Source organism: Variovorax sp. PCZ-1, assembly GCF_018413605.1.
Classification (GTDB): Bacteria; Pseudomonadota; Gammaproteobacteria; order Burkholderiales; family Burkholderiaceae_C; genus JANMDU01.
This window is the reverse complement of sequence record NZ_JAHCDN010000001.1, coordinates 1,335,038-1,359,842: the sequence shown is the minus strand read 5'-3', so window position 1 is coordinate 1,359,842 and position 24,805 is coordinate 1,335,038. Positions and strand designations below refer to the sequence as shown.

The 24,805-nt window shown below is 55.2% G+C and carries 20 protein-coding genes; 8 read left to right on the top strand and 12 right to left on the bottom strand.

Annotated features, from left to right (window positions below; genetic code table 11):
• Positions 1–224: 224 nt before the first annotated feature.
• On the bottom strand, positions 225–3,044 hold the full coding sequence (locus tag KIH26_RS06560; protein WP_213443590.1) for a DUF349 domain-containing protein: 2,820 nt from the start codon (positions 3,042–3,044) through the stop codon (positions 225–227).
• A gap of 66 nt (positions 3,045–3,110) precedes the next feature.
• Positions 3,111–3,629: a DUF1993 domain-containing protein gene (locus KIH26_RS06555; protein WP_349627849.1), complete on the bottom strand. Its 519-nt coding sequence runs from the start codon at positions 3,627–3,629 to the stop codon at positions 3,111–3,113.
• Between the two features lie 86 nt (positions 3,630–3,715).
• Between KIH26_RS06555 and KIH26_RS06550 the strand changes: the two genes are divergently transcribed.
• Positions 3,716–4,723, top strand: coding sequence for a D-2-hydroxyacid dehydrogenase family protein (locus KIH26_RS06550; RefSeq protein WP_213443589.1), 1,008 nt, complete (start codon positions 3,716–3,718; stop codon positions 4,721–4,723).
• Positions 4,724–4,726: 3 nt separating this feature from the next.
• Here the strand turns inward: KIH26_RS06550 and KIH26_RS06545 are convergent, their stop codons facing one another.
• Positions 4,727–6,754 carry a hypothetical protein gene (locus KIH26_RS06545; protein ID WP_213443588.1) on the bottom strand — a complete coding sequence of 676 codons (2,028 nt, stop codon included), beginning with the start codon at positions 6,752–6,754 and terminating at the stop codon, positions 4,727–4,729.
• Between the two features lie 200 nt (positions 6,755–6,954).
• On the opposite strand from KIH26_RS06545, the gene KIH26_RS06540 reads away from it, so the two are divergent.
• Both KIH26_RS06540 and KIH26_RS06535 read left to right on the top strand, forming a co-directional pair.
• The gene (locus KIH26_RS06540) at positions 6,955–7,647 is read left to right on the top strand and encodes a response regulator (RefSeq protein ID WP_213443586.1); all 693 of its coding nucleotides are present in this window, start codon (positions 6,955–6,957) and stop codon (positions 7,645–7,647) included.
• Positions 7,644–9,551, top strand: coding sequence for an ATP-binding response regulator (locus KIH26_RS06535; protein ID WP_213443585.1), 1,908 nt, complete (start codon positions 7,644–7,646; stop codon positions 9,549–9,551). The genes KIH26_RS06540 and KIH26_RS06535 overlap by 4 nt, the downstream gene beginning before the upstream one ends.
• Here the strand turns inward: KIH26_RS06535 and KIH26_RS06530 are convergent.
• Positions 9,548–10,846, bottom strand: coding sequence for an MFS transporter (locus tag KIH26_RS06530; RefSeq protein ID WP_213443584.1), 1,299 nt, complete (start codon positions 10,844–10,846; stop codon positions 9,548–9,550). The two genes, KIH26_RS06535 and KIH26_RS06530, sit on opposite strands and share 4 nt — an antisense overlap.
• A gap of 239 nt (positions 10,847–11,085) precedes the next feature.
• Between KIH26_RS06530 and KIH26_RS06525 the strand changes: the two genes are divergently transcribed.
• A complete protein-coding gene (locus KIH26_RS06525; protein ID WP_213443583.1) occupies positions 11,086–11,667 on the top strand; it encodes a thymidine kinase in 582 nt (193 codons plus the stop codon).
• Positions 11,668–11,725: 58 nt separating this feature from the next.
• On the opposite strand, the gene KIH26_RS06520 is transcribed toward KIH26_RS06525, so the two are convergent.
• On the bottom strand, positions 11,726–12,331 hold the full coding sequence (locus tag KIH26_RS06520) for a 3'-5' exonuclease (protein WP_213443581.1): 606 nt from the start codon (positions 12,329–12,331) through the stop codon (positions 11,726–11,728).
• Positions 12,332–12,395: 64 nt separating this feature from the next.
• On the opposite strand from KIH26_RS06520, the gene KIH26_RS06515 reads away from it, so the two are divergent.
• The gene (locus KIH26_RS06515; protein ID WP_213443580.1) at positions 12,396–14,156 is read left to right on the top strand and encodes a sensor domain-containing diguanylate cyclase; all 1,761 of its coding nucleotides are present in this window, start codon (positions 12,396–12,398) and stop codon (positions 14,154–14,156) included.
• Positions 14,157–14,159: 3 nt separating this feature from the next.
• Here KIH26_RS06515 and KIH26_RS06510 read toward each other — a convergent pair whose 3' ends face one another.
• The 6 genes from KIH26_RS06510 to KIH26_RS06485 form a co-directional block, all read right to left on the bottom strand.
• Positions 14,160–14,642, bottom strand: a complete 483-nt coding sequence (locus KIH26_RS06510) for a hypothetical protein (RefSeq protein WP_249660981.1) — start codon at positions 14,640–14,642, stop codon at positions 14,160–14,162.
• On the bottom strand, positions 14,635–16,428 hold the full coding sequence (aceK, locus tag KIH26_RS06505) for a bifunctional isocitrate dehydrogenase kinase/phosphatase (RefSeq protein WP_213443578.1): 1,794 nt from the start codon (positions 16,426–16,428) through the stop codon (positions 14,635–14,637). The genes KIH26_RS06510 and aceK overlap by 8 nt, the downstream gene beginning before the upstream one ends.
• A gap of 164 nt (positions 16,429–16,592) precedes the next feature.
• Positions 16,593–17,258, bottom strand: coding sequence for a carbonate dehydratase (can, locus tag KIH26_RS06500; protein WP_213443576.1), 666 nt, complete (start codon positions 17,256–17,258; stop codon positions 16,593–16,595).
• A 30-nt stretch (positions 17,259–17,288) separates the two neighbouring features.
• Positions 17,289–18,470, bottom strand: a complete 1,182-nt coding sequence (locus tag KIH26_RS06495) for an isovaleryl-CoA dehydrogenase (RefSeq protein WP_213443575.1) — start codon at positions 18,468–18,470, stop codon at positions 17,289–17,291.
• 54 nt (positions 18,471–18,524) lie between these two features.
• The gene (locus tag KIH26_RS06490) at positions 18,525–18,947 is read right to left on the bottom strand and encodes a PaaI family thioesterase (RefSeq protein ID WP_213443574.1); all 423 of its coding nucleotides are present in this window, start codon (positions 18,945–18,947) and stop codon (positions 18,525–18,527) included.
• Entirely contained in the window at positions 18,944–19,342 is a 399-nt protein-coding gene (locus KIH26_RS06485) for a MerR family transcriptional regulator (protein WP_213443573.1), read from the bottom strand. Before KIH26_RS06485 ends, KIH26_RS06490 begins: the two co-directional genes overlap by 4 nt.
• Before the next feature lie 82 nt (positions 19,343–19,424).
• Between KIH26_RS06485 and KIH26_RS06480 the strand changes: the two genes are divergently transcribed.
• The 3 genes from KIH26_RS06480 to KIH26_RS06470 all read left to right on the top strand — a co-directional run bounded on the left by KIH26_RS06480 (position 19,425) and on the right by KIH26_RS06470 (position 23,098).
• The gene (locus KIH26_RS06480) at positions 19,425–20,504 is read left to right on the top strand and encodes an MBL fold metallo-hydrolase (RefSeq protein ID WP_213443572.1); all 1,080 of its coding nucleotides are present in this window, start codon (positions 19,425–19,427) and stop codon (positions 20,502–20,504) included.
• Positions 20,505–20,634: 130 nt separating this feature from the next.
• Entirely contained in the window at positions 20,635–21,375 is a 741-nt protein-coding gene (locus KIH26_RS06475) for a lysophospholipid acyltransferase family protein (RefSeq protein WP_213443570.1), read from the top strand.
• A gap of 127 nt (positions 21,376–21,502) precedes the next feature.
• Complete coding sequence (locus KIH26_RS06470; RefSeq protein ID WP_213443569.1) at positions 21,503–23,098, top strand: DUF2059 domain-containing protein; 1,596 nt, start codon at positions 21,503–21,505, stop codon at positions 23,096–23,098.
• A 12-nt stretch (positions 23,099–23,110) separates the two neighbouring features.
• Here KIH26_RS06470 and KIH26_RS06465 read toward each other — a convergent pair whose 3' ends face one another.
• The gene (locus KIH26_RS06465; protein WP_213443568.1) at positions 23,111–24,805 is read right to left on the bottom strand and encodes an NAD+ synthase; all 1,695 of its coding nucleotides are present in this window, start codon (positions 24,803–24,805) and stop codon (positions 23,111–23,113) included.

Genomic DNA, 24,805 nt, shown 5'->3' with positions numbered 1-24,805 from the left:
CAGATGTTTAGAGTCAGATATCAAGACAAGCTGTGCACCTAAGATGCACAATATCGTTATTGAATCTATGTAAGGTTGTCTCCTCGGGTCCTCGTCGGCAGCAATGCCCGGGATCCCTTTCAAAGCCTAGTTCTTCGGAACTGGGCTTTTTTTTTGGGTTCGTGGGCGAGGAAAGAAAAGAACGCAGAAGACGCAAAAGTACGTTCAGAGTTCCAACAAATGGGTTAGCGCAACAAGGCCTTCAACGCATTTTGCAAGCGCCTTGCATTTTTCTCCTCATGCGCGCTTGCAAGCACAGTAGCCGCATCTTGCTGCCATGTGTCTTTTGGCGCTGCCTCGCCACGCTTCGTTAAAAGCTGAAGCTGCAAAGCACGACGGGCATCGAGTTGCTCGGCGGGCGTGGGTACTTCCGCGGCCATTTCTAGGCGAAGCAACGCTTGCGCGGCATCGCCAGCAGCAGGCTTGGCCAAGGCTTGCGCCCATTGCGTGCGGGCTGCGGGAGCTAAGCCGCGGCCCAGTTGCTGCGCAGTAGGCAAACTCTCAGCATTGCGGCCTTCCCATGCGGTGAGCAGGGAAACAACGGATTCACCATGCGCTTGCGCGGCGAGCTTCTTCAAAGCCATTTGCGCTTTGTCCATGCCATCGCGCATGGCGTAGAAAGCAGTGTTGGACAGACGTGGGCCTCGATCCTCGAAGCGTTCTTCACGGCCGCTAAAACCTGCACCGCGTGTATCACCACGAGGAGCGCCACGATCACCGCGTGAATCTCCACGTGAATCGGGGCGGCGATCACCAAAGCCTGGCTTCTTGTCACCAAACTTTCCATCTCGGCGATCCCCACCGCGCTTATCGCCAAAACGGCCAGCTTCCGGCTTGGCGGGCGTGCTCACCTTCGCGCCAGGGCGATCGTCACCACGGCGCGCAACAACGGGTTTGGGCGAAGCTTTGGGCGGCTCTGCAGGCGCTGGGGCAGCTTCAGCAGCAGCTGCTTGAGGCGCCTCAGCCGCATCAACGGGAGCGGAAGTGACTTCAGAGGACTCAGGTGCTGGCGCATCAGACGCTACACTTTCAGGAGCACTCTGCGCAGATTCTATGCCATCAATCGGCTCTTTTTGCTCAGAAACAGGTGCTGCAACTGGTGCTGGCGCAGCCACAGGAGCAGCCCTGCCGCGGCTTACCGCATCCAACGCATCCATTGCATTGCGGATCGCTTTCACATCATTGCTGGCAATGGCTTCATCGAGCGCCTTGGTGGCATCAAGCACGGCTTTATCATGCGCGCTCATTGCAGCGGCTTGGCTTTCGCGGGCCTTGCCTTTGCGCTCAAAGGCCTCATCAATCGGCTTGCGGAACGCATCCCAGAGCTTTTGCTCTTCCTTACGATCCATCGGCACGCTTTGCGCCTCGGTTTGCCAGCGGCCTTGCAGATTCTTCACGGCATCGATGCGCATCATTGGCGCAGCGCCCAGCTCCTTGGCCTCTTCAATCAAAGCGCGGCGGCGCTCAAGCGATGCTTTCTGCGCTACTTCCAGTGGGCCATGGGCAGCTTTGATCGCGGCTTTGTATTGCGGCTGCAGCTCAGCAAAAGCTTTCTCGCCGATGTGGCCTGCGCCACGCCATTTCTCGGCGAGCTGATGCAGCTCGCGATCCACGGCTTTCCAATCGTTGCGGGCGGCGTTCGCAGCCGTCCAATTCTGAATTTCTTCGATGATGGCTACGCGCTGGGCTTTGTGCGTGGCTTCTTCGGCTTTCACTTTATCCAGCCAAGCTTCCACGAGCTTATGCGCCTCATTGCAAGCCTCATCAAACTTGCGCCACATGCCGTGGTTAGGCATGCCGCCTTGATCGGTTTGCTTCCAAGCATTGCGCAAATCGCGTACAGCTTCTTGCTGCTTGCGGCCACCCAATGGCTTGGCTACCAAAGCTTGAGCTTTGGTGATCAGCTCTTCGCGAATCTGGTTCGCGCGCCATTTCTGCCAGCCTTCCATCTCGCCGGCTGCGCCCAAAGCATCACGCGCCTTGGCCTCAGTGCGGTCATCCACAAACTCGCCATGCTCTTTGAGCGCGGCGCGCAGATCATTCGCCGCTTGAGCGCTGGCTTTGCCATGGCCCTCTTGCAGCTCTTGCTCTAATTTTGAGAGCACTTCGCGCACAGCAGCATTGGCCGCAGCACGTTTTTCAGGGTCAACTTTCGGTTTCGCTGGCTTCTCAGCTTTCGTCGAAGCAGCCTCGCCGCGCGCAGCGCGGATCGCGTCCGCCCACACGGGCACAGCAGGCAGCGGCGCACCAGTATCCCCCATCGCGGCGGTCGCTTGCGCGAGCGCGCCGGAAAAAGCTTCCCATAGTGCTGAGAGCTGCCCTTGCGCTGTTTCCAGCTGCGGCGTGAATTTGGCATCCACACTCGCCCACTGCGCATCGGCTTGCAGCGCAGCCGTTTGCTCGCTCCAATTTTTGACATCCACATGCAGGGTTTCAAACGCCGCTTGCGCGTCAGCCAAAGGCTTGGTAGAGAGCAATTCAATGCGCTGAGCCATCATGATGGCCGCTTCGCGCTGCACCTGAGCGCGATGCTGTAAATCTTCAATCTGCTTGACGCGATCATTCAAGCTCGTTCGCAGTGCAGCCAATGGCTCCTTCGAGAGCGGCGCACCGGCTTTAGCGGCATCGCGCTGCCAGGCCAGCGCATCGGCAATATTGAGTTTGCTGCCGTCGAGCAAGGCTTGTGCCTTCACTGCCCAATCCGCCGCAATATGCTCTTGCGAGGCGCTGCGCTTCAGTTCATCGAGCTTCTCGCGCAGTGGTTTGGCTGCGCCTTTATCACGAGCTGACAATTCTTTGAACACCTCTTGCATCTGCTCGGTCGTTGGGTTGCTGCTCAACCACTCACGCACCTTCGCAGCGCGCTCACCCGAGGTAGGCGCAGAAAATGCGCCACCCGTGAGCCCATCCAGCGGATGCGCTGCAGCGGCTTTAGGGACTTTGGGTTGAGATGTCTCTTGCACGGTGTCTTCAGATTTTTTGTTAAAGGCAGAAAAGCTCAGCATGATAAAAAAATACGCGGCCCGCCGGAAATCGGCAGCAACCGCGTATTTTCGCTGTTTTTGGCAGTCTTAGGCCTTTGAGCCCAGCAAATAGTCCGTCTTACCCAGTTCTACGCCGTTGTGCCGAAGCAGCGCATAAGCCGTGGTCACATGGAAGAAAAAGTTAGGAAACACCCAATGCTTCAAATAAGCCTCACCCTTCATCGTACGCGTCGTGCCATCGCGACCCACGGGGAAGGTGATGTCTTTGTCTTCCGTGCCATCGAGCTTGTCAGCAGGCACCCTATCGAAATATGCGAGCGTCTTGGCAATCCGCTCGCGCAGTTGCTCAATCGTCGTCTCAGTATCCTCAAACTTGGGCGCCTCCACGCCAGACAAGCGAGCCACACCCAGCTTACTCGCATCACAGGCGATCAGCACTTGGCGCGTGAAAGGCAGCATATCGGGAGCCAAGCGAGCAGCCAGCAAATTCGCCGGATCAAACTTCTTGGCCGCAGCGTGCGCAGCAGCTTTCACGAGGAAATGATCGAGATTGCCCAGCATGGATTGGAAGACGGGCAGGCTAGCCGAAGACATAGAAATGCTCACAAATTTCTCCTGTGGATACGATGATTAGGTATTGGAGGCGTGATCGTAGCCGGATTAGGGAAATCTTGCAGGCACAATAAGAGCCCATGAATATTGTGATTCTTGACGATTACCAAGATGCTGTGCGGAAACTGCCCTGCGCATCCAAATTAGATGAATATCAGGCGAAGGTCTATACCAACACCGTCAAAGGCGTGGGCCAGCTCACCGTGCGCCTCAAAGATGCCGATGTCATCGTACTGATCCGCGAGCGCTCTGTGATCCCGCGTCAGATCATCGAGAAGCTCCCACGCTTAAAACTCATTTCACAAACGGGTCGCGTCGGTGGCCATATTGATGTCAATGCCTGTACCGAGCGCGGCATCGCTGTGGCGGAAGGCGTGGGTTCGCCTACGGCTCCCGCCGAGCTCACCTGGGCGCTCATCATGGCTGCGCAACGCCGCTTGCCGCAATACATTGCCAATTTGAAACATGGCGCATGGCAGCAATCTGGCCTCAAGACGGCCTCCATGCCACCCAATTTCAATCTTGGCTCCACACTCAAAGGCCGCACACTTGGTCTGCTTGGCTTCGGAAAAATCGCCCAGCTCGTGGCGGGCTATGCCAAAGCCTTTGGAATGGAAGTGCTCGTATGGGGTCGCGAGACCACGCTCGCCCGCGCGCAAGGCCTGGGCTTTGCTACGGCCAGCAGCAGCGAAGAATTGTTCAGCACGAGCGATGTGCTTTCTCTGCATTTGCGGCTCAATGAAGAAACCGAAGGCTGCGTGCGATTGCAAGATCTCTCGCTGATGAAGCCCACTGCTCTGCTGGTAAACACCGCTCGCGCCGAGCTGCTGGAGCAAGATGCCCTGATCGCCGCCCTCAACCGTGGCCGCCCTGGCATGGCCGCCGTCGATGTGTTTGAAAGCGAGCCCATCCTGCAAGGCCATGCTCTGCTCAGATTAGAAAACTGCATCTGCACGCCACACATCGGCTACGTGGAGCAAGACAGCTATGAGCTCTACTTCGGCGCGGCGTTTGATAATGTTGTGAATTTCATCAAAGGCCAGCCTACAAATATCGTGAATCCAGGCGCGCTACAAGTGCGTCGCTAGGGTTCAATCCACGGTATAAAACAAGCGAATATCGCGGGTCTCACCTGCGGCAGTGATAAGCCGCTCAATCATGACGATGCCATTGGTATTGACTCGGAAAGCACTGTAGAACACGGTATCTGTGGCCAAAGCGGGAGCAACTTGGCCGGGCACGCCTGTGCTACTGGGCAAGAGCAACGCATTCATTTGCGCAGCAGTCAGCGTGCCTGCATAGCTGTTCGTCCAGCCCTGAGCGGCTGATGCACTTTGTGTGATGGGCCCCAAACCATTAGCCCCCAGCGCACAACCCTGCACAAAACGCCATTGGCGGCCAAACAGCTGATCACCGCCGATTGGCGTGGAGGCGTTTTCCAGCCCTGCCGTGAGCGCCGCTACGGCCTGCAGGCGGCCAGTGCTGCTGCGCTCACAGAGCATGGCACCAAAGCCGCGCGGCTCAATGAAGCCGCTCACATACGGGTTGCCGCTGGCGGCCGTGCCGCGCACAAACACCCGCCCATCGGCATTGCTCACAGCAATACTCACCGTGCCTGTGCCGCCATTGGCTGTGGGCGTGGGCATGAAGTTCACTGCTGAGGCGGAGTTGAAACCGAAGTCGTAGTTGTTGGTGGCATTGAACGCGCCGCCAGCCCATTGCAAATAATTGCCGGCAGGTAGCGTGGCGGTGGGAATCGTGGCCACACTGGCCAAGCCCAGCACGGTGGCTGCAGCCGTTGGGGAGCTGAAAACACGCAAGTACACCCGTAGTATCCCAGCGGTGGGTATGGTGTTGGCCCGGCCGCTTGAGGCGACAGTGGTGGCCACTGGCACCTGCGGGGGGCGAGCGCCTGAGGTCTGCACCACGGGAAAGCTCACTGCCCCGCAGCCCAGCGCAGCAACGTCACTGGTGTCGGTGAAGCGAAAGCCCGCGTCGCTGGGAATGAGACCATCGACCGAGGGTGCCAACAGCGAGCCCAACAGGGTGTTGCCCGGCCCGCATAGCGTGAGAGCACGGCCATTGAGCCAGCTATAGATGGCCATGACGCCGCTAGGTAAAGATGCCTCCAAGGCACCACCCGCGTTGCGGCGAACCAGCAGCACACCCAGATTGGGCAAGGTGATCTCGCCGGTAGGCAGCAGGGTCAACCGCTGGCCGTTGGGTACGGTGTTTGAGGTGAAGATCCAGTTGCTGGGCAAGCTCGGTAGTGTGCTTTGCACTTGCCCCAAGTTGTCTTTGAAAGTGTTTGAATTAGGGTTTGAATTGATGACCTCATCCACACCTTTGCTGCTGGTCAGTTGAGCCAAGCTTTGCAAAGCGATATCAAAGCTGCCATTCCCGTTTTTAGGCGAACTTTGTACCAGATTGGTATTGATATTCAAGCCCAGCGCCGTATTGACCACTGTTTGAGCATCTTTGGCCGTGACATCATTGAGACCACCTGCGGCGTTTTTTGCCGTGTTGTATTGCATCGTGGAAGGGATCGTGACATTGAAGGTGCCCGATTGGCTAGTCTGACTCTGAGAGCCTCCCGGGAAAGGTGCATCGTCGTCGATGATGACGCCGTTGCCCTGTCCGGCCGCCGATGTGTTGATGTCAAGAACCTCTACCAAGGCCTGCCGCTGCAGCTTCCCGTTCACAGACGAGGCGCTTTCACCCATATAAGCAAACAAGGGGCTGGTCAGCAAGACTGTCTGGCCTGTCGCCTCGTCGGTATAAGAGCCGCCAGTGACTCGCATGGTGTAGGGTCCACAGCTATTACCAATCTCAGTAGGCGTGACAGTCAGAGCATAGTTCCCCAAGGCATCGGATTGAGTGCAGACAATATCTCGAGAACTGCCATCACTACAAGAAGCACCCACCACACAAACCTGCCCGTTTGCGATCGGTCCTTTGAAGCCCACACCGCCCAAATTCCATGCAGGCTGTGAGGCAGGCTGTGCCACAGGCGCAGTAGCGTTTGGATTGTCACTGCAACTGACCAGGCTGAATGCGAGCAGCGCGATACTCAAGCGACTGATGTAGCTTTTGGAAAGATTTGAGGCTATGTCATTCATGTAGCGGGTTGAACAAAGTTTTTGATGAGCCAATGGTAAGCACATCCCTCCACAAAAGCACTCATCCAGTTGGATGAATTTGCGCTTGAATACTTGCGTTGGCTTGCTTTTGCTGGGCTTAAGCGGCAACAATCTGGTGCATTGGGTGGCCAACCTGGTTGCCCAGATTTGACTACTTTTGTTTTCATTTTTAGCTTTTCATGGCTTCTGCTGCCCTTTCTGCCCCATCAAAAGATGTGACAAAACCACCCAGTGTCTTGCTGGTGGATGACCATGCGCTGTTTCGCGCAGGGATGCGGTTCATCTTGAATGATGGAGAACTCTCAGGCTGCGCTGTGCTGGAGGCTGGCAGCTTGACAGAGGCGCTCTCGATCCCCGAACAGGCCGACGTGGTGCTGCTGGATGTGCAGATGCCGGGTATCAATGGCGTGGAAGGGCTCACGCTTGTGAAGCGGCGCTGGCCGAAGGCGGCGATTTTGATGCTGAGCGCACACGAAGATGTTGAGACGCAGCAGCTGTGCCTGAGGCGCGGAGCGCTAGCGTTTGTGAACAAGACGGCTTCTCCAGAGCAGATTCGCGCGGTGGTGTTGCAGGCGGCGAGCGGCGCACTCTCTGCGCTCCCAGCGCGCGCTGAAACCGCTGATGAATCAATCGGCGAAACTGGCAACGCGCTCTCTGCGCGGCAACTCGATGTGCTCCTTCTCATGTGTGAAGGCATCAGCAATAAAGCAATCGCGCGCAAGCTCTTTGTCAGCGAGAACACGGTGCGCAGCCACGTGGCAGCCGTTTTGAAGCATTTTGGCTGTAGCACACGCGTGGAGGCCGTGATGGCGGCGCAAAAGAGCGGCATGGTGAGCGTGCGTGCGGATGTGACTCACGCGGTGCTCACATGAGCAAGGCTTCTGAGCTACCCGTTGCACAAGAGCCCTCTCAAAGCAGCGTTGACCTGATCCGGCTGGAGGAGCAGCGGCGCTTTGAGCGCTTTATTTATTTGGGCGCTGTGGGTATTTGGCTCACGGCTTTGCTGCTGGTGGGCGTGGTCTATGCGCTGGAGCCTGATAGACAAGCACCTGCGCTGATTTGGGCGGGTCTGTTTACCGCGCTGATGCTTGGCACGGTGAGCACTTGGGCGATGATTGGGCGGCATTTGCAATCCATGGATGCGCGCGATGTGTGGCACAAGGTGCTGGTAATTTTGCATGGCTTGCTCTGGGCGCTACCGCCCTTCATCTTCTTTGAGCCTGCTCAGCCGCTGGTGACGATGTTTATGCTGTGCATGGTGTGCGGCATGTCAGCGGCGGGGGTGTCGATCTTTGGCACACGGCCTGCGCTGTATGCAATGATTTTTGTGCCGCCTTTTGTGGCGCAGATGGTTGTGTTTGGCTGGTATGGCTGGCAAGCAAACGACGCGTTTCATGGTTTCCTCGGCGCTGCCATGCTGCTCTTGCTCACGGTGAATTTGATCTTCATCCGCTTCACTTGGGCCACACTCAATCGCTCGATTGTGCTCGCTTATGAAAACCAAGAGCTGGTGCAGCAGCTGCAAAGCCAAGCCGTGCAGCTCAATGAAAGCATGCGGGCGGCGCAAGATGCGAATACGGCCAAGACCAAATTCTTGGCTGCTGCCAGCCATGATTTGCGCCAGCCTGTGCATGCGCTCAATCTTTTTGTGGAAGTACTCTCGGGCACCCAGCTGGATGAGAAGCAGACGACGATGGTGCAACACATCCGATCCGCTAGCCAGGCCAGCCGCGAGATGCTCAACACGCTGCTCGATTATTCGCGGATCGAGGCGGGTGTGATGACACCCAAGCCCAGCCCTACATCGATTGCGCCGATGCTCCGCGCTTTGGAAGATGAATTCGGCCCACAGGCTGATGGCCGCAAGCTGGTCTATCGCACTCGCGATACGGATTGCATCGCCATGTGTGACCCGACGATGACGGCGCTGATCTTGCGCAATTTTGTGAGCAATGCCTTGCGTTACACGCATTCGGGCGGCATCCTTGTTTGCGCGCGCAAGCGAGGCGTGCAGGTGATTGTGCAGGTGATGGACACGGGCGTGGGCATCGCGCGCGAGCATTGGGAAGATGTGTTCAAAGAGTTTCGCCAGCTGGGCAATGAGGAACGAGATCGGCAAAAGGGCTTAGGGCTGGGTTTGGCGATTGCCAAAGGCTTAGCACAAAGCATGGGCGCGCGTATTGAGCTGAGCTCACGGCTGGGGCATGGCTCGGTGTTTACGCTGTGTTTGCCCCTGGTGGATGTGCAAGGCGGCGCAGTTGCTTCGGTTTCGGGCAACAGCTTTGAGCACAGTGGTATGGCCACGCGCTCTGGCGGCTGGATGATCACAGATTTGCCAGCCAGCAGCTCTATGCCCTCCCCGCTGAAAGCGGCACCATCGCTACAAGGCAAAAAAGTGCTGGTGGTGGATGATGAAAATGCCGTGCGCCTGAGCATGAAGGTGTTGTTGCAAAGCTGGGAATGTCATGTGCGTGTGGCTGAGGGCATGGATGAAGTGCTCCAGATGCTGGGGGAGGATGGTTTTTCACTCGATCTGCTGATCACCGACTATCGGCTACGCGAAGGCATCACGGGTGGCGACATCATCAAAGCCGTGCGCGAGAAACTGCGCACAAGCGAAGGCGCGATTCTGCCTGCCATCATCATCACTGGCGACACAGCTCCCGAGCGCATTCGTGAAGCTTCCAGCTATGAAGCTACCACTTTGCTGCACAAACCTGTGAGCGCGGCGACACTGCAAGATGGCATGCAGCGGATTTTTGTGAAATTGATTTAAACGGCTTGCGCAGCCTCTTGCCCGCGCTTCATGTCAATGCGAGCCAAGACGATCAAGCCGGCGACGAAAAGCACTGTTGTTGAAGCAATCGCAATCCTCTGGTTGCCGCCTGTCATCCAAGTGATAGAGCCATAAGCAAGCGGGCCGATGATACTGGCCAAGCGGGTGGCGAAGCCCCAGAGACCATAAAACTCTGCAAGCTGCGCTTTGGGTGCAAACATGCCCGCCATGGCGCGACCTGCCGATTGGCTGGAGCCCATGCACACGCCTGCGAGCGCGGCGGCATACCAGAAGCCGCCTTTGGTCGTCGTCAGCGCAGCAATGATGCAAGTGGCGATCCAGCCGACCAGCGTTAGCCCCAAGCCCAGCTTATGCCCCACGCGGTCTTGAAAATATCCAAAAGCAAATGCGCCTACTGCAGCGGCCAGATTGAGCACGAAGATCAGTACCATGGTCTCTTGCTGTTTGAAACCGATCACCTGCTCTGCATAAATTGCTGCAATGGAAATAGCCACCATGACACCGCCTTGATAAAAGACAGCACACAACAGAAGAGTCATGAAGTCTTTGTATCTGCGGGCTTGCCGGAATGTGCTTTTCAGCTGCTGCCACGAGGCTTTTAAGCCACTTTCTTGCAAAGCTTTCGGGTTAGGCTGCGCGCGCTCTTGCAGCAACTTGAAGGTGACCATGGCTGATGCGCCATAAATCACGGCGGTAATGACCATCGTGACCGGTACGAATTTATCCGCCGGAATGCCCTGCCCCTGCGCCCAAATCACATAGCCCAAACAAATGCCCAAGGCGAGCATGCCGCCAAAATACCCAAAGCTCCAGCCCCAGCCGCTGACTTTGCCCAAGGATTCTTGCTTAGCCAGCTCTGGTAGAAAAGCGGCGGTGAGCGTTTCACCATAGCTGTAAAACAAATTTGCAAGGATGATCAAGCAAAAAGCCAGAGCTACCGTGCCTGGGCCGGTGAACGCCAAGGCAAGCGTGCCAAGCACGCAGCCCGCCGTGGCGATCATCAATAGCCGCTTCTTCGCCGCCCGCATGTCTGCATACGCCCCCAAGCTGGGCGAGGTGATCATCACAATCGCATAAGAAATCGAGAGCGCCAGCGTCCAAGCAAAAGTGGCCCACTCGGCTTTGCCTGCAATGCTGCCCACGAAATACGCGGCATACACGGCGCTGATCACCACCGTGGTAAAGCCCGAATTGGCAAAGTCATACATCGCCCATCCAAACACCTCGCGCTTTTTTACGCCGGGGTTAAGTGCGTCTTGACTAAAGATGGCCATGCTGTCTCCTCGTATTGAGATTTCAAAACTCAGAGGCATTTTGAACGCAGAAGACGCAGAAAATACGCAGAAGACGCAGAAGACGCAGAAAAAATACAAAAACGAGCTTCAAAACTGCTTCTTCTTTCTGTCTGTTCTTTGTTTGGGTTTTCTTCTTTGGCTTTTTCTGCGCTTTCTGCGTACTTTCTGCGTCTTCTGCGTTCCTTTCTGTCCCAGTATTTGTCTCTTAAACTCAAACCATGGCCAAACTGTATTTCCGCTATGCCGCGATGAACGCTGGCAAATCCACCTCCTTGCTGCAAGCCGCCTTCAACTATGAGGAGCGTGGCATGCGGATTGTGCTGCTCACAGCCGAGCTGGATAACCGCGATGGCCATGGCAAGATTGCCTCACGCTTGGGGCTCTCGCGTGATGCGATCACCTTCAACGCCAGCCAATCGATGGCAGAGCGTATCGCTGCTGCACAACAGGAGTCTTGGATTTCCAAATTGGCCTGCGTGCTGATTGACGAAGCGCAGTTTCTCACCATGCCCCAAGTCGAGGAACTGCACCGCTGGGCGCATGAGAACCGCACGCCCGTGATGTGCTATGGCCTGCGCAGTGATTTCCAAGGCAAGGCTTTTGAAGGCTCAGCCGCCCTGCTCGTGCTCGCCGATGATGTGGAAGAAATGAAGACGATTTGCGATTGTGGCAAAAAAGCCAGCATGAATGCGCGCTTTGATGATGAAGGCAACCGCATCTTTGAAGGTAGCCAAGTGCTCATTGGTGGCAATATGCGCTACCGAGCGCTCTGCCCGGATTGTTTTTATGGTGTTAATTAAGAGCCTTTTAGGCCGATCGCCGGCATACAGACTGCGCAGAGCGCTATTCTTTTAGTAGCTATTCGTTGGATAAGGCTTGCAGAGCTGCATACACGCGAATGGCCGCATAGGCATCGTTGGCGGCATAGATCAGCTGGTTTTCATTCAAATTCGGCAAAGCCCAATTGCTGGTCGAGGCTTTTTTAGATTTGATAAAGCGCTGATTGAACATCACAGCCACAGCCGCCTTCACACCCAACTCTTTGCGATAACCCAACTGGCGAAACAGTGTGTTGATCTCCACGATACCCTGCGGCTCAATGCCTAGCTTGCTGCGAATGCGCTTCTTGTCGTCCCCTAGACCAAAGCCGGCTTTCACAATGCCTTCTTGCGCCAAAAGCTGCGCGGCGACAGCTCGGCAATCAGGATCGTGTAGCTGAAACACCCAAGCATGATCCATGGTGGCTAGCTGCAAGACATGCGGCCCAGTAGAGACCTCGCCGACACGAAATGTGGGCTTCGATTCTGTGTCAAAGCCCCAGGCTGTTGCCGCTTGCAGCTTGGTTGCAGCATGCTGCGCTTGCTCGCCATTGCTCACCAATGAAATGCAATCCATGTCAAGACGATGAAAAAGTGGCAATAACGCGATCGCATCGTTATCAGGGGGGAATTTATCAGTGCTCATGTGACAATTTGTTATCGGATCTTCCCATATCATCGCTTATCTTAAAAATTTAATGAAAACTGGCATGTATTTACTGAGGAGTTTTTGGTTTGCGATGTGTTTGTGTTTGGTTGGGGGCTGGGCGGATGCAAGCGCCCAAACGCCAGTTGGTGCTGCAACAGTTCTACGCCTTGATACTTTAGTCAAAACAAACAGTGGTTGGCTCGCCCAACTCGATGTTGCAGAGGGCTTGGATGCATCTTTGACTGTGCAGGATGTCGCCGCGCTGCCGCGCAATCGCTTTGCACCTTTCGCCCCAAGAACGACACACCCCATCTCGATCGACAAACCACTTTGGCTGCGCATGCAGGTGGAGGCTGGCCAAGCCAAGGCATCGCCCAGCACCTCCCAATGGCTGCTGGAAATGCCCACGATGATTGTGGATCGTTATGAGGTGTATCAGCTAGATGCAGGCGGTGTCTGGCAGATGGCTATAGCAGGGGATCGAGTGGCGCATACCCAATGGCCCACGCCGTCATTGCGCCCTCGCTTTCCTTTGCAGGTGACGAATGATGGCGTGCGTGACATCTATATTCGCGTCATTCATCAAATGCCTGCAACCATACAGCCCATGATTTGGGAGTCAAGCGTTGCCGCAGAGCGAGACAGTTTGCATACGCTTTGGGTGGGAATCGTTGCTGGTTTGATCGCGGCTCTGAGCATGGTTTGCTTACAGATGGCGCTCGCATTCCGAGACAAGACCTACATTTGGTACGCCGCCTACTTGATGACGAGTATGTTTGCCGCTTTAGCTTATGCTGGAGTAGGCCATCAGTTTCTTTGGCCCGAAGCTGCTAGCTTTTCCAGCGACGCACTGGTGTGCTTCATCATGGCGGCCTATGCATTTAATCTGTTGTTTGTCAGCGCGATGTTCGGCAAATGGTGCAGCAATTTTTTTCGGCCAGCCACCTTAGGTTTGGTTGCCGCATGTGCTGTTTGGATCATTCATTCTCTTCTGACTGAAAACTACGCAACGTCTGCGATCATCTTCGTGTTGATCACGGTGCTGGCAAGCGCTCTGATACTCTCAACGGCAATTTGTGCTTGGCGTAAAGAGGCGCCTTACAGCGGCTATTGGCTTGCGGTATATCTCCCTTTTTTGATCAGCATTAGCCTGGCTGTTGCTCACAATTCTGGGCAGCTATCACTCCCCCAGCTGCCGGCCTATATACCCCTGCTGGCATTTATGGCAGAAGCATTAGCCATGCTGTTTTGCCTCAACGCATACAGCCGCGAGCGTCATGCCCAGGCCACGCGGGAGCAAGTCGCCGCGCAACGCGATCCATTGACCGGGTTTCTCACAGAAGCTGATTTCCTGGTTCTTGCTAGCAGGGCTTGGCTGCGAGCTGGCGAAAAACGCAGCGATATGACGCTGGCGTATGTTCTCGTTGAAGCCAAAGACAAGGAAGTCAGCGCAATGCAGTTTGAGGCTTTGATGCTGCGCAGCGTACGCTTGGTGCGCATCGCCATGAGAGAAACTGATGCCATGGGAAGGATTGGCCGAAACATGCTTGCTATCGCGATGCCAGATATGAAGCCCGGGGAGAATCTTAACGCGCGCCTGTCACGTTTGGTCGCATTGGGATTGATGTTAGATCCCTCCGATGGTGCCGCGCATGCCCTGAAATTCACACTTTCTGTGGGTACTCGAAGAGTCCACGCCATGCCCTTCAGTGAAATAGATCAACGATTACGCGCCCTGCTCGGCAAGGATAGCGAAGCACCCGCTCGTACGATTCGGTTTTTGGAGCGAGAAACTCCTTTCGTCCACCATGTGTATCAATAACGGCTAAAGCTTCAGTAAGCCCATGCTGCGCTCTTCTTGCGCGATACGGCGAATATAGGTTTGAAAATCAGGGTCTTCTCCGCGCAGCAGCAGCGGCAGTGCATTGTAAAAATCGTCGCGCCTGCACCATTCACGCATATAGTCATCCCAGCTATTCCAGCGGCGGCGTTCCTCGGTGCTCATGTCTTCTTTGTAAGCCACGAGATAGGCGCGCTCAAACAATGAAATCAGCATATCGAAGATCACGAGCATGCGCTCGTTTTGCTCTTGGGTTGGATTAGGCAGCGGCTCATTGGCGCGCAACTGCAAATCTGAATGTGCGAGCACCACTTTCAAAAAATCGTTGTAAGCATTCGAGAGCAATTGGTAGCCCTCCTCTTCCTCATTGGCGCGCTCTTTGCGCTCTTGCAAAAAGAAGATGATGATGGCCAGGGGCAAGCCCAGCACTGTCACAACATAACTCGCTATCTCCCAGTATTCATGCATGACGGAACCTCTTCTCGCGCTCATATGGGAACACATCATGCACATGACCGGCCTTGATACGCTCTTTATGACTTTGCCAGAAAGTGGCATCGAGCAAATCTGCATGATGCTGCATAAATACACTGCGCACTGCATCATTGCCCAATAAGAAAGGCCCAAAGGTTTCGGGGAAGACATCGTTCTTCGCCACGGAATACCAGACATCGCCGCTCATTTCATCTTCTTCATTGCGCGGTGCAGGTACGCGGCGGAAATTGCAATCACTGATGTATTCGATTTCGTCGTAATCGTAGAAAACGACCTTGCCATGGCGCGTCACGCCAAAGTTTTTCCAGAGCATATCGCCAGGGAAGATATTCGCGCGCACCAAATCTTTGATGGCATTGCCGTACTCGACGACGGCGCGCTCGATCTGAACTTGAGCCTTCGGATCGCTCTTCATGTCAAAGGCTTCTTGCAAATAAATATTGAGCGGAATCATGCGCCGCTCAATGTACAAATGCTTGATGATCACCTCGACTTTTCCATCACCATCACGATCCGAAATCTCCAGCTGGCTCGGTGCAAATTTTTTGATCTCTTCGATCAGCTCATCTTCAAAGCGCTCGCGTGGAAAAGCCACCTCGCTGTATTCCAGCGTATCGGCCATGCGCCCTACGCGATCATGCTGCTTCACAAGCTGATATTTGCCCTTGATCTGCTCGCGCGTTGTGTCTTTTTGCGGCGGGTAGTAATCCTTGATGAGCTTGAACACATACGGAAAGCTCGGCTGATCAAACACCAGCATCACCATGCCTTTGATACCCGGAGCAATGCGAAATTTATCAGTGCTGTGGCGTTGGTGATAGAGAAAATCACGGTAGAAAAGCGTTTTGCCTTGTTTGGCCAAACCGAGCGCGTTGTAGATCTCTGCACGCGGCTTGCGCGGCATGAGGCTACGCAGGAATTGCACATAGGCGCTGGGGATTTCCATATCTACCAAGAAATAAGCGCGCGCAAAGCTGAAGAGCATCAGTAAATCGTCTTCACCAAAAAGCGCTGCATCAATCACCAGTTTGCCACCTTCTTTGGTATGCAAAATTGGCAGCGCGAATGGCACCTCGCTGAAGCCATTGATGATCTTGCCAATCACATAAGCGCCTTTGTTGCGGAAGAAGAGCCCTGAGAGCACTTGAATTTGGAAATTCGCGCGAAGGCGCACATCGCGCAGCCGTGTGGTGAAAGCTTTCATCACAAAACCCACATCGCGCGGCAAATCCTCGAAGGGCGTGAGCAGCCGGAAATGCTCTATTGCCTGCGAGATGCTCTGCTCCAGCGTTTGCATCGTGGGGTAGTAGGCACGATAAGTTTGTTGCGCTTCTGGCTCATCGTTTTCGATGTATTCGGTACTCACCGCAGGGCGCACAAAGATGAAATCGTTTTGGAAATACGTGCGATGCAGAATCTTGGTGGTGATTGAATTAAAAAACGTCTCGGCCAGCTCGGGCTGATGATGATTGATCAAGAGGCCGATGTAATGCAGCTTCACCTGCTGCCAAATCTCCATGGGCTGCTCGCCCGCTTTGAACTCTTTCTCCAGCCGCTGTGCACATTCCTTGACCCGCAGATCGTAAAACTCAATCCGCTCCCGCTGCGCCCGCTGCTGGCCGTGCCAATCCTGCGTCTCAAACCGATGCTTAGCGCGCTGGCTTTCAGCTCTGAACAGTCTGTAATGGCGATTGAAGCCATCGATCATGGCGCGTGCGATGTCGAAGGCGATTGTGGAGTCTAGGCGTTGGGGGAACATGGCTCTATCCTAACGCTAGTTTTTTACTTTTGTTTGCTGCTAATGGCGCTTGAGGGGTGAAGCTCTAAGACTTGGCAAATATCCTCTGTTGTACTTCACCTAGCTCTGTGCTACCCCGAGAAAATCTCCAGCATGCTACAAATTCAGTAGCACTTCGCGCAGTATCAATGCCGGCTACAAGCCTCTTTAGCCTTAAAAACAGCATCAATAGCAGTTTTATAAGCAGGTAATACATCTTCAGAAGCACTCAAGCTGATGAGCAAGTCATGCAACACACCATCATGCACCCCATAAATCCAGCCATGCACCGTTACCTTCTGACCGCGCGCCCAGGCATCCTGCATTACTGTGCTCTGCGCCACATTCAAGACCTGATGGATCACATTGATCTCACAAAGCACATTCAAACGCTGTTCTTTTGGCAAAGCAAACAGTCGCGCGCCGTGTACATCGCGCACATCCTGAATATGCCGAATCCAATTGTCTGCCAGCCCAACACGCACGTTGTTGAGCGCCGCCTGCACACCGCCGCAGCCGTAATGCCCACACACAATCACATGCTCCACCTTGAGCATATCCACCGCATACTGAATCGTGGATAGCGCATTCAAGTCTGAATGCACGACCACATTGGCCACATTCCGATGCACAAACACCTCGCCGGGCTCTAAGCCCGTGATTTGGTTTGCAGGCACACGACTGTCAGAACAGCCCACCCACATATAGCTTGGATTTTGCTGCTGACTCAAACCAGTAAAAAATCCCGGTTTGTCCCGCTCCATGGAAGCGGCCCATTGTTTGTTGTGATTTAAGAGGTGGCGTAAAGGCATCCGGCGATTCTAATGATTTGAAAACTGCGCTTACGCCGTCTCAGCAAACAACTCACGCCCAATCAGCATCCGGCGAATCTCGCTCGTGCCTGCGCCGATTTCGTAGAGTTTGGCGTCGCGCCAGAGGCGGCCTAGGGGGTATTCGTTGATGTAGCCGTTGCCGCCGAAGATTTGGATGCCGTCGCCGGCCATTTTGGTGGCCATCTCGGCGCACCAGAGGATGACGCTCGCGCAGTCTTTGCGGACTTGGCGCACGTGCTCTGTGCCGAGCATGTCGAGGTTTTTGCCGATTTGATAGCAGAACGCGCGGCCTGCTTGCAAGAGGGTGTACATATCGGCCACCTTGCCTTGGATGAGCTGGAATTCGCCGATGCTTTGGCCGAATTGTTTGCGGTCGTGGATATAGGGGATCACGTTGTCCATCACGGCTTGCATGATGCCGATGGGCCCGGCGGCAAGCACAGCGCGCTCGTAATCTAAGCCGCTCATCAATACCTTTGCGCCGTTGTTCAAACCGCCGATGATGTGGCTCGCTGGCACTTCGACGTTTTGGAAGACCATCTCGCCCGTGTGCGAGCCGCGCATGCCGAGCTTATCGAGCTTTTGCGCGGTCGAGAAACCTTTCATGCCTTTTTCCACGATGAAGGCAGTTACGCCGCGTGCGCCCATCTCAGGCTCGGTCTTGGCGTACACGACCATCGTGTCTGCATCCGGGCCATTGGTGATCCACATTTTGCTGCCATTGAGCAGGTAGTAGCCGCCTTTGTCTTCGGCTTTGAGCTTCATGGAGATCACATCTGAGCCTGCACCGGGCTCGCTCATGGCGAGGGCGCCGACATGTTCGCCGCTGATGAGCTTGGGTAAGTATTTCGCGCGTTGATCAGGCGTACCGTTACGGCGGATTTGATTGACGCAGAGATTGGAATGCGCACCGTAGCTCAGACCAATAGACGCTGAAGCACGCGAGATTTCTTCCATCGCAATCATGTGCGCTAGATAACCCATACCTGCGCCACCGTATTCCTCTTCCACCGTGATGCCGAGCACGCCCAGCTCACCCATCTTGCGCCAGAGCTGCATGGGGAATTGATCGTTTTTATCGACATCGTGCGCGAGAGGCGCGATCTCTGCTTGCGCAAATTCGCGCACGGCATCGCGCAATGCGTCGATGTCTTCGCCGAGTTGGAAATTCAGGCCGGGTAAGTTGTTCATCTCAAGTCTCCAATAATCAGTTGAGGACAGTTCGTTTGACCATCCTGCAAGGTTTCAATATTTTTTCTCGATGTAAATCATCGTGGCCTGCATAAAGCCGCAGCTTTTCCGCTCGCCATCTTTCACATCAAACAATTCAGCTTGGCACACAGCCAGCGTGCGCCCTGCGCGCTTGACTTCACCCACGCAATGCACGCGCTCGCCTGAGGCCGCCGCCGCAAAATTAATCTTGTATTCCACGCTGGTCACTTCCATGCCCTCAGGAGCAACAGTCAGCGCCGCATAGCCGCAAGAAATATCGGCCAGCGCGCCCAAAGCGCCGCCGTGAAAAGCGCCTTGCTGCTGTGTGACTTTCTCGCTCATCGGCAGCGCAAATTCCACGCGCCCTTTGTCCACACTCACCAGCTCACACCCAAGCGCCTGCATCATGCCTTGGCGCTTGAAGCTGGTCTCTATGCGTTCATACAAAGCGCTCATTTGGCCTTCTCATTCTTAGCGAGCAAGGCCTTGGCTTCTTTTTCATGTGCCTTGATCTCATCGAGCTGCACCTGCAGCTCCGCCAATTGCCCTTCCATCTCCGTGCGATGTGCCGAGAGGACAGCCAAGAATTTTTTGAGCTGCGGCCCGGTGTCGCGCGGGCTTTCATACATGTCGATGATTTCCTTCGCCTCAGTGAGCGAGAAGCCCAGGCGCTTGGCGCGCAGCGTGAGCTTAAGGCGCGTGCGATCCTTGGCGCTGTACACCCGCGAGCGCCCGCCCGCGCCGGCGCGCTCAGGCGTGAGCAGCCCCAAATCTTCATAGAAGCGAATGGCGCGTGTGGTCAAATCAAATTCTTGCGCTAGATCGCTGATGCTGTAGGTGTGTGTTGCCATCGGGACAGAAGATCAAAGTGTTTGCAGCTAACATCAAGCTTAGCAATTGACGTTTACGTAAACGTCAACTATACAAGAAATTATGAACGCTCAAGAAGCTCTGCTCAATTACCCGCTCGACACTGCTGCTGGCGAGACCCTGCCCGCGCCCGGCGGTACTTTCCAAATCACCCCAGGCGTGAAGTGGATTCGCATGGCGCTGCCCTTCGCGCTCAATCACATCAATCTCTGGCTGCTGCGCGACGAGCTAGATGACAAAGAAGGCTGGACGGTAGTGGACTGCTGCATCGACCGCCCCGAGAGCCGCCAGCAATGGGAGCAGATCTTTGCAAATGAGCTAGAAGGCTTGCCCATCCTGCGCGTGATCGTCACCCACATGCACCCCGATCACATCGGCCTCGCGCATTGGCTCTGCGAAAAATGGACGACGCCCGACCACACCTGCCGCCTTTGGATCAGCGCCACCGATTTCAACGCCGCCCGCATGGCCTGCCAGGTAGCCGCAGGCCATGGCGGCGAGGCTGCCGCGGCTTTCGTGCAATCGCATGGCATCAGTAATCCAGAATTCCTCAGCATGATCCGCGAGCGCACAGGTTATTACGCCGACCTCGTGCCGCGAGTGCCGAGTCAGTATGTTCGTCTTATGGATGGCATGAGCATAAAGATCGGTGACCAGGATTGGCACTGCATTGCAGGCTACGGCCACGCTCCCGAGCACATTGCCCTGCATTGCCCCGCCTCGAGCCTGCTCATCAGCGGCGACATGATCTTGCCGCGCATCTCCACCAATGTCAGCGTGTATGACCTCGAGCCCGAGGCCAACCCGCTCAAGCTCTTTCTCGACTCCATTGCCAAAATGAAGGCCTTGCCCGACAACACACTCATCCTGCCCAGCCACGGCAAACCTTTTCTCGGCCTGCATGAGCGCATCAAACAATTGGAAGAGCATCACGCCGAGCGCTTGGTCGAAGTCATCGAAGCGTGCAAAAAAGCACCACAAACAGCCCACGACATCGTCGCCATCATGTTCAAACGCCAGCTCGATCTGCATCAGCTCACCTTTGCGCAAGGCGAAGCGCTCGCGCATCTGCACAAGCTGTGGTTTGATGGCGCACTGAAGCGCGAGCGGCGTGATGGCGTGTATCGCTTCAGCGCTGCTTAGCTCTCCTCTGCCTCTAGAATATCAAGCAAGCCAGCATCTGAGTGGCATGAATTTACTATTAATTCAATAGCACTCCGCGCAGATTCTATGCCGGTGATATGCCATTTTCGATCTAAAAACGCCTGAATCAATGCGCTCCCTGCTCGCCCTGCTCAAACTCACCCGATGCATCCTGCATCTGCTGCACGGCATGTGGACGATCCTCACGAAATTCTCAAGCGCCACGCATGAGCAGCGCGCGCAACACGTCGCCGATTGGTCAAAGCACTTCCTCCAGTTGCTCGATGTCACAGTTCGCGTACAAGGCCAGCCCCTGCAAAAAGGCCCGCTCATGGTCGTCATCAACCATGTCTCCTGGCTTGATATCTTAGTTCTACTCGCCGCCCAGCCTGTCTGCTTCGTGTCTAAATCAGAAGTGCGCCATTGGCCCGTTATCGGCTGGCTCGCCACCAACGTCGGCACGCTCTACATCGAACGCTCTTCACGCAAAGATGCCCTGCGCGTCGTCCACCAAATCGCAGACAACCTCAAAGCCGGCCACCTGATTGCCGTCTTCCCCGAAGGCACGACCAGCGACGGCAAAAGCGTGCTCCCCTTTCACGCCAACCTGCTGCAAGCCGCCATCTCAGTCGCCAGCCCCATCCAGCCCGTCGCACTGCGCTACCTCGAGCAAAACGAAACCTTAAGCATGAGCCCCGTCTACATCGACGACGACACCCTCCTCTCCTCCGTCTGGCGCATGCTTCGCGCTGATCCTGTCACAGCATCGCTGGATTTCTTGCCCAGCTTGCCTACGGATGGATTGGAGCGCAGAGCCTTGGCTGCGCAGCTTGAAGCACAAATCGCCCATACTTTGCAGCTGCCAAGCTAAGTCAAGCGACCAAGCACAGCCAAAGCACACTGCTAGATAACCGTGTTTGTACGGATACGGTATGCAAGAAAACCTTACCGTTGATGCGTAATAATATTTGTAATAGTTTTAAAACAGGGATCCTCATATGCACCGCACCGCTGAACACAGCATTCTTAATGTATTGCGCTTATGCGCTCTGCTTGTAGCCTCTTTTGTTTCTCCATCTCAGGCACAAGAGTCACTGGTCAAAGGAGAAACACTGGTTCGACTGCAAACCATCCCGCTGTCCAAACCCATGAATTTCGAGCAGAAGTATGTGGATGATCAAATCGACTATTTGGCGCGAATCGGCGTGAAAGCTTTGGATACGAGTTCAGCTTGGAACATCACAAGCCCTGGCTGGAATATCTACTTCGTCAATCTGCGCGCTGATTTGGAAGCAACGCTGCGCCAGCGCACAAACAGCGCCAATGCCAGCCTACGAACACTTTCCCAAAACGCAGAGACCTCTTTAGCTCAGACTTACGCAAGCACGCTATCCGAAGCAGAGCTAGATCAAGCCGTACAGTTTTACCAATCGGCCACCGGGAAAAAATTTCTGGCATACCAGCGCGCCTTGCGGCAGGCTTACTACCGCGGACAAAGCGTTTATGAAAATATGCGAGCGACCCCTGGCGTCGGCTTAGGAAAAACAGACGCGGAGCTACGCTCAGCATGGCTGGCCTCTAACAAAATGCCAGCTGATGCCCCCACAGGCGCCTACGCTTTCCATGTCAATATCCTGCAACCTCTGTTCCCCTCAGTTCCAGCATCCGATTTAGCTTTTAATCTAGCTGCTGGTGCCATGCCGGGTGGAGAGGCCATGCGCAGGCTGGATATGCTTCTCAGCGCGGAGGAGCGAGCAGAGGTCACACAATATTTAGCATCCCCGTCCTCGGCCAAGGAGATCGCAGCGGTCAAAGCATGGCAGGCAAAGATGAACAATCGCCCCGAAGTTGTTCCGATGTTCGCAAGCAGCCTACTGGGCATCATTGGCGTGATCGAGCGTTGGAGAAATCATCGCGGTAATCCAGATGCACTTCCTCGTTCCGTTGCAAAAATCGATCCTGCCACTTTGCAAATGCCAGAAAGCTTGCAGACGCATCGGCTCGATTCTGATGCCGTTGAGCAGCTCAAGGCCTGCCTTCCCGGCAGCTCTGCGACTACGCTGAGTAGCGTCGAGAGATTCGTGCAAAACCGCGAATTCACGCGCGCCAGCACAACTTACTTCAACCCAGATGCCCGTGCCTTCTATGCCACTCGTGGCGAGCGAGCAGCGTGCATCAAGACGACTGCCGCTGGTTATCCGATTTTGCCTCCTGAAAGCTTCGCAGGCACAGTATCAGTGGTCGGGGTGTCGGAAGAGCAATTATTGGAATGGCGCAAAAAACTGGCTCGCTCTATCGCTGCCACAGGTAGCGCCGCTTCTTTGCTGATTTTTCCCAACGGCAATGCTTTCGAAATCAATTTTGCGGTACAGGCACCGAATTCGCCGCAAACTTTGGTGTATTCAATGCGGTTTCGCCCAAACGGTACCTTTGCAGAATCGGACTACGGCATTGTCGAGAAGATGCCGGGCATGCGTTCCTTGTCTAACACAGCAACTGCTGGAGCGGATGGCATTGAGCGCAAAACACGCTCTGTCCTCGTCACTGCCGATGAAATTCGGCGCGACAATGAGACGCGCACTCGTACCAACTGAGCCAGGTAGTTATCAAGCCCGAAACTTAGAAGTAATCGGATATCGCCAATCCTTTCCAAAACTCCGATGTGTGACGCGTATACCCGGAGGCGCTTGGCGGCGTTTGTATTCGTTGATTTTGATGAGGCGGGTGACTTTTTCTACCGAATCGCGATCAAAGCCAGCGGCGATGATGTCCTCGATGCTTTGGTCGTTTTCCATGTAGCGCTCTAGGATGGCGTCGAGCACGTCGTAGGGTGGCAGGCTGTCTTGGTCTTTTTGATCGGCGCGCAGCTCGGCGCTGGGCGGGCGGGTGATGATGCGCTCTGGGATAGGGTTCGCGCCTGTGCCATAAGGATCATTCTCGTTGCGCCATTGGCAGAGTTTGAAGACGGTGGTCTTCGCCAGATCTTTGATCACTGCGAAGCCGCCAGCCATATCGCCATAGAGCGTGCAGTAGCCGGTGGCCATTTCGCTTTTGTTGCCAGTGGTGAGCACGATCGCGCCGAATTTATTACTCAAAGCCATGAGCAGCGTGCCGCGAATGCGGGCTTGGATATTTTCTTCGGTCGTATCTTCAGCGCGGCCTTTGAATTCCCCTGCCAATGTGCCTTTGAAGGCTTCAAACATCGGCAAGATGGAATGCTCGTCGTAGCGCACTTGCAATCGCGCGGCCATCTCGCGTGCGTCGATCCAAGAGATGTCTGCCGTGTAGGGCGAAGGCATCATCACGGCGCGTACATTCTCTTTGCCCAAGGCGTCAACGGCGATGGCTAAAACGAGCGCTGAATCGATGCCGCCCGAGAGGCCAAGCAATGCGCCTGGGAAGCCATTTTTACGAACGTAATCTTTGACGCCGAGTACAAGAGCATCCCACAGATCTGCTTCCGCACTGCGATCAGGATCAATCGACGCTACCAACTCAATAGCTGGTGGCGCAGCATCTAAGCCGCCAAACTGGCTAATATGCTTTGAAATTTCAACAAAAAATGAGCTTTCAACAAATGAAGCTGCCCGCCCCATCAAATCGCCTTGCGCATCCAAAGCAAACGAGCGTCCTTCAAACACAATCTCGTCTTGCCCGCCCACGCAATGCGCATACACGAGTGGCAGCCCGGTGGCGAGACAGCGATCACGCATCTGCGCCTCGCGCTCTGCGCCCTTGCCCACATGCCATGGCGAGGCGTTGATCACCACCAATACTTCTGCGCCAGCTTCTTTAGCCAGCTCCGCCGGCTCTTCAAACCAAGCATCCTCGCAAATCAGCAGGCCAATCGACACATCATCGACTTGAAACACACAACTGCCCTGCCCCGGCGCGAAATAGCGCCGCTCGTCAAACACCTGGTAATTCGGCAGCTCGCGCTTCGCATACGTCTCGATCCTGCGGCCTTCGCTGAGAACGGAAGCCGCGTTGTGCCGCTTTTGCACGCTTACGCTTTTGCCGCGCACGCCCGTTCCAGTCGGATGCCCTACGATCACATGCAAGCCTTGCAAATCTGCCAACTCAGCCGCCACACGCGCTACCGCTTCATCGCAGCCCGCCATGAACGCGGGGCGAAGCAACAAATCTTCAGGCGGGTAGCCGCAAATGGAGAGCTCAGGCGTGATCACAAGCCGCGCGCCTTTGGCATACGCATCCTTTGATGCAGCGATGATTTTGCTGGCATTGCCTGCAAGGTCTCCCACGGTCAGGTTTAATTGGGCAACGCAAATATTTAGGCTCAT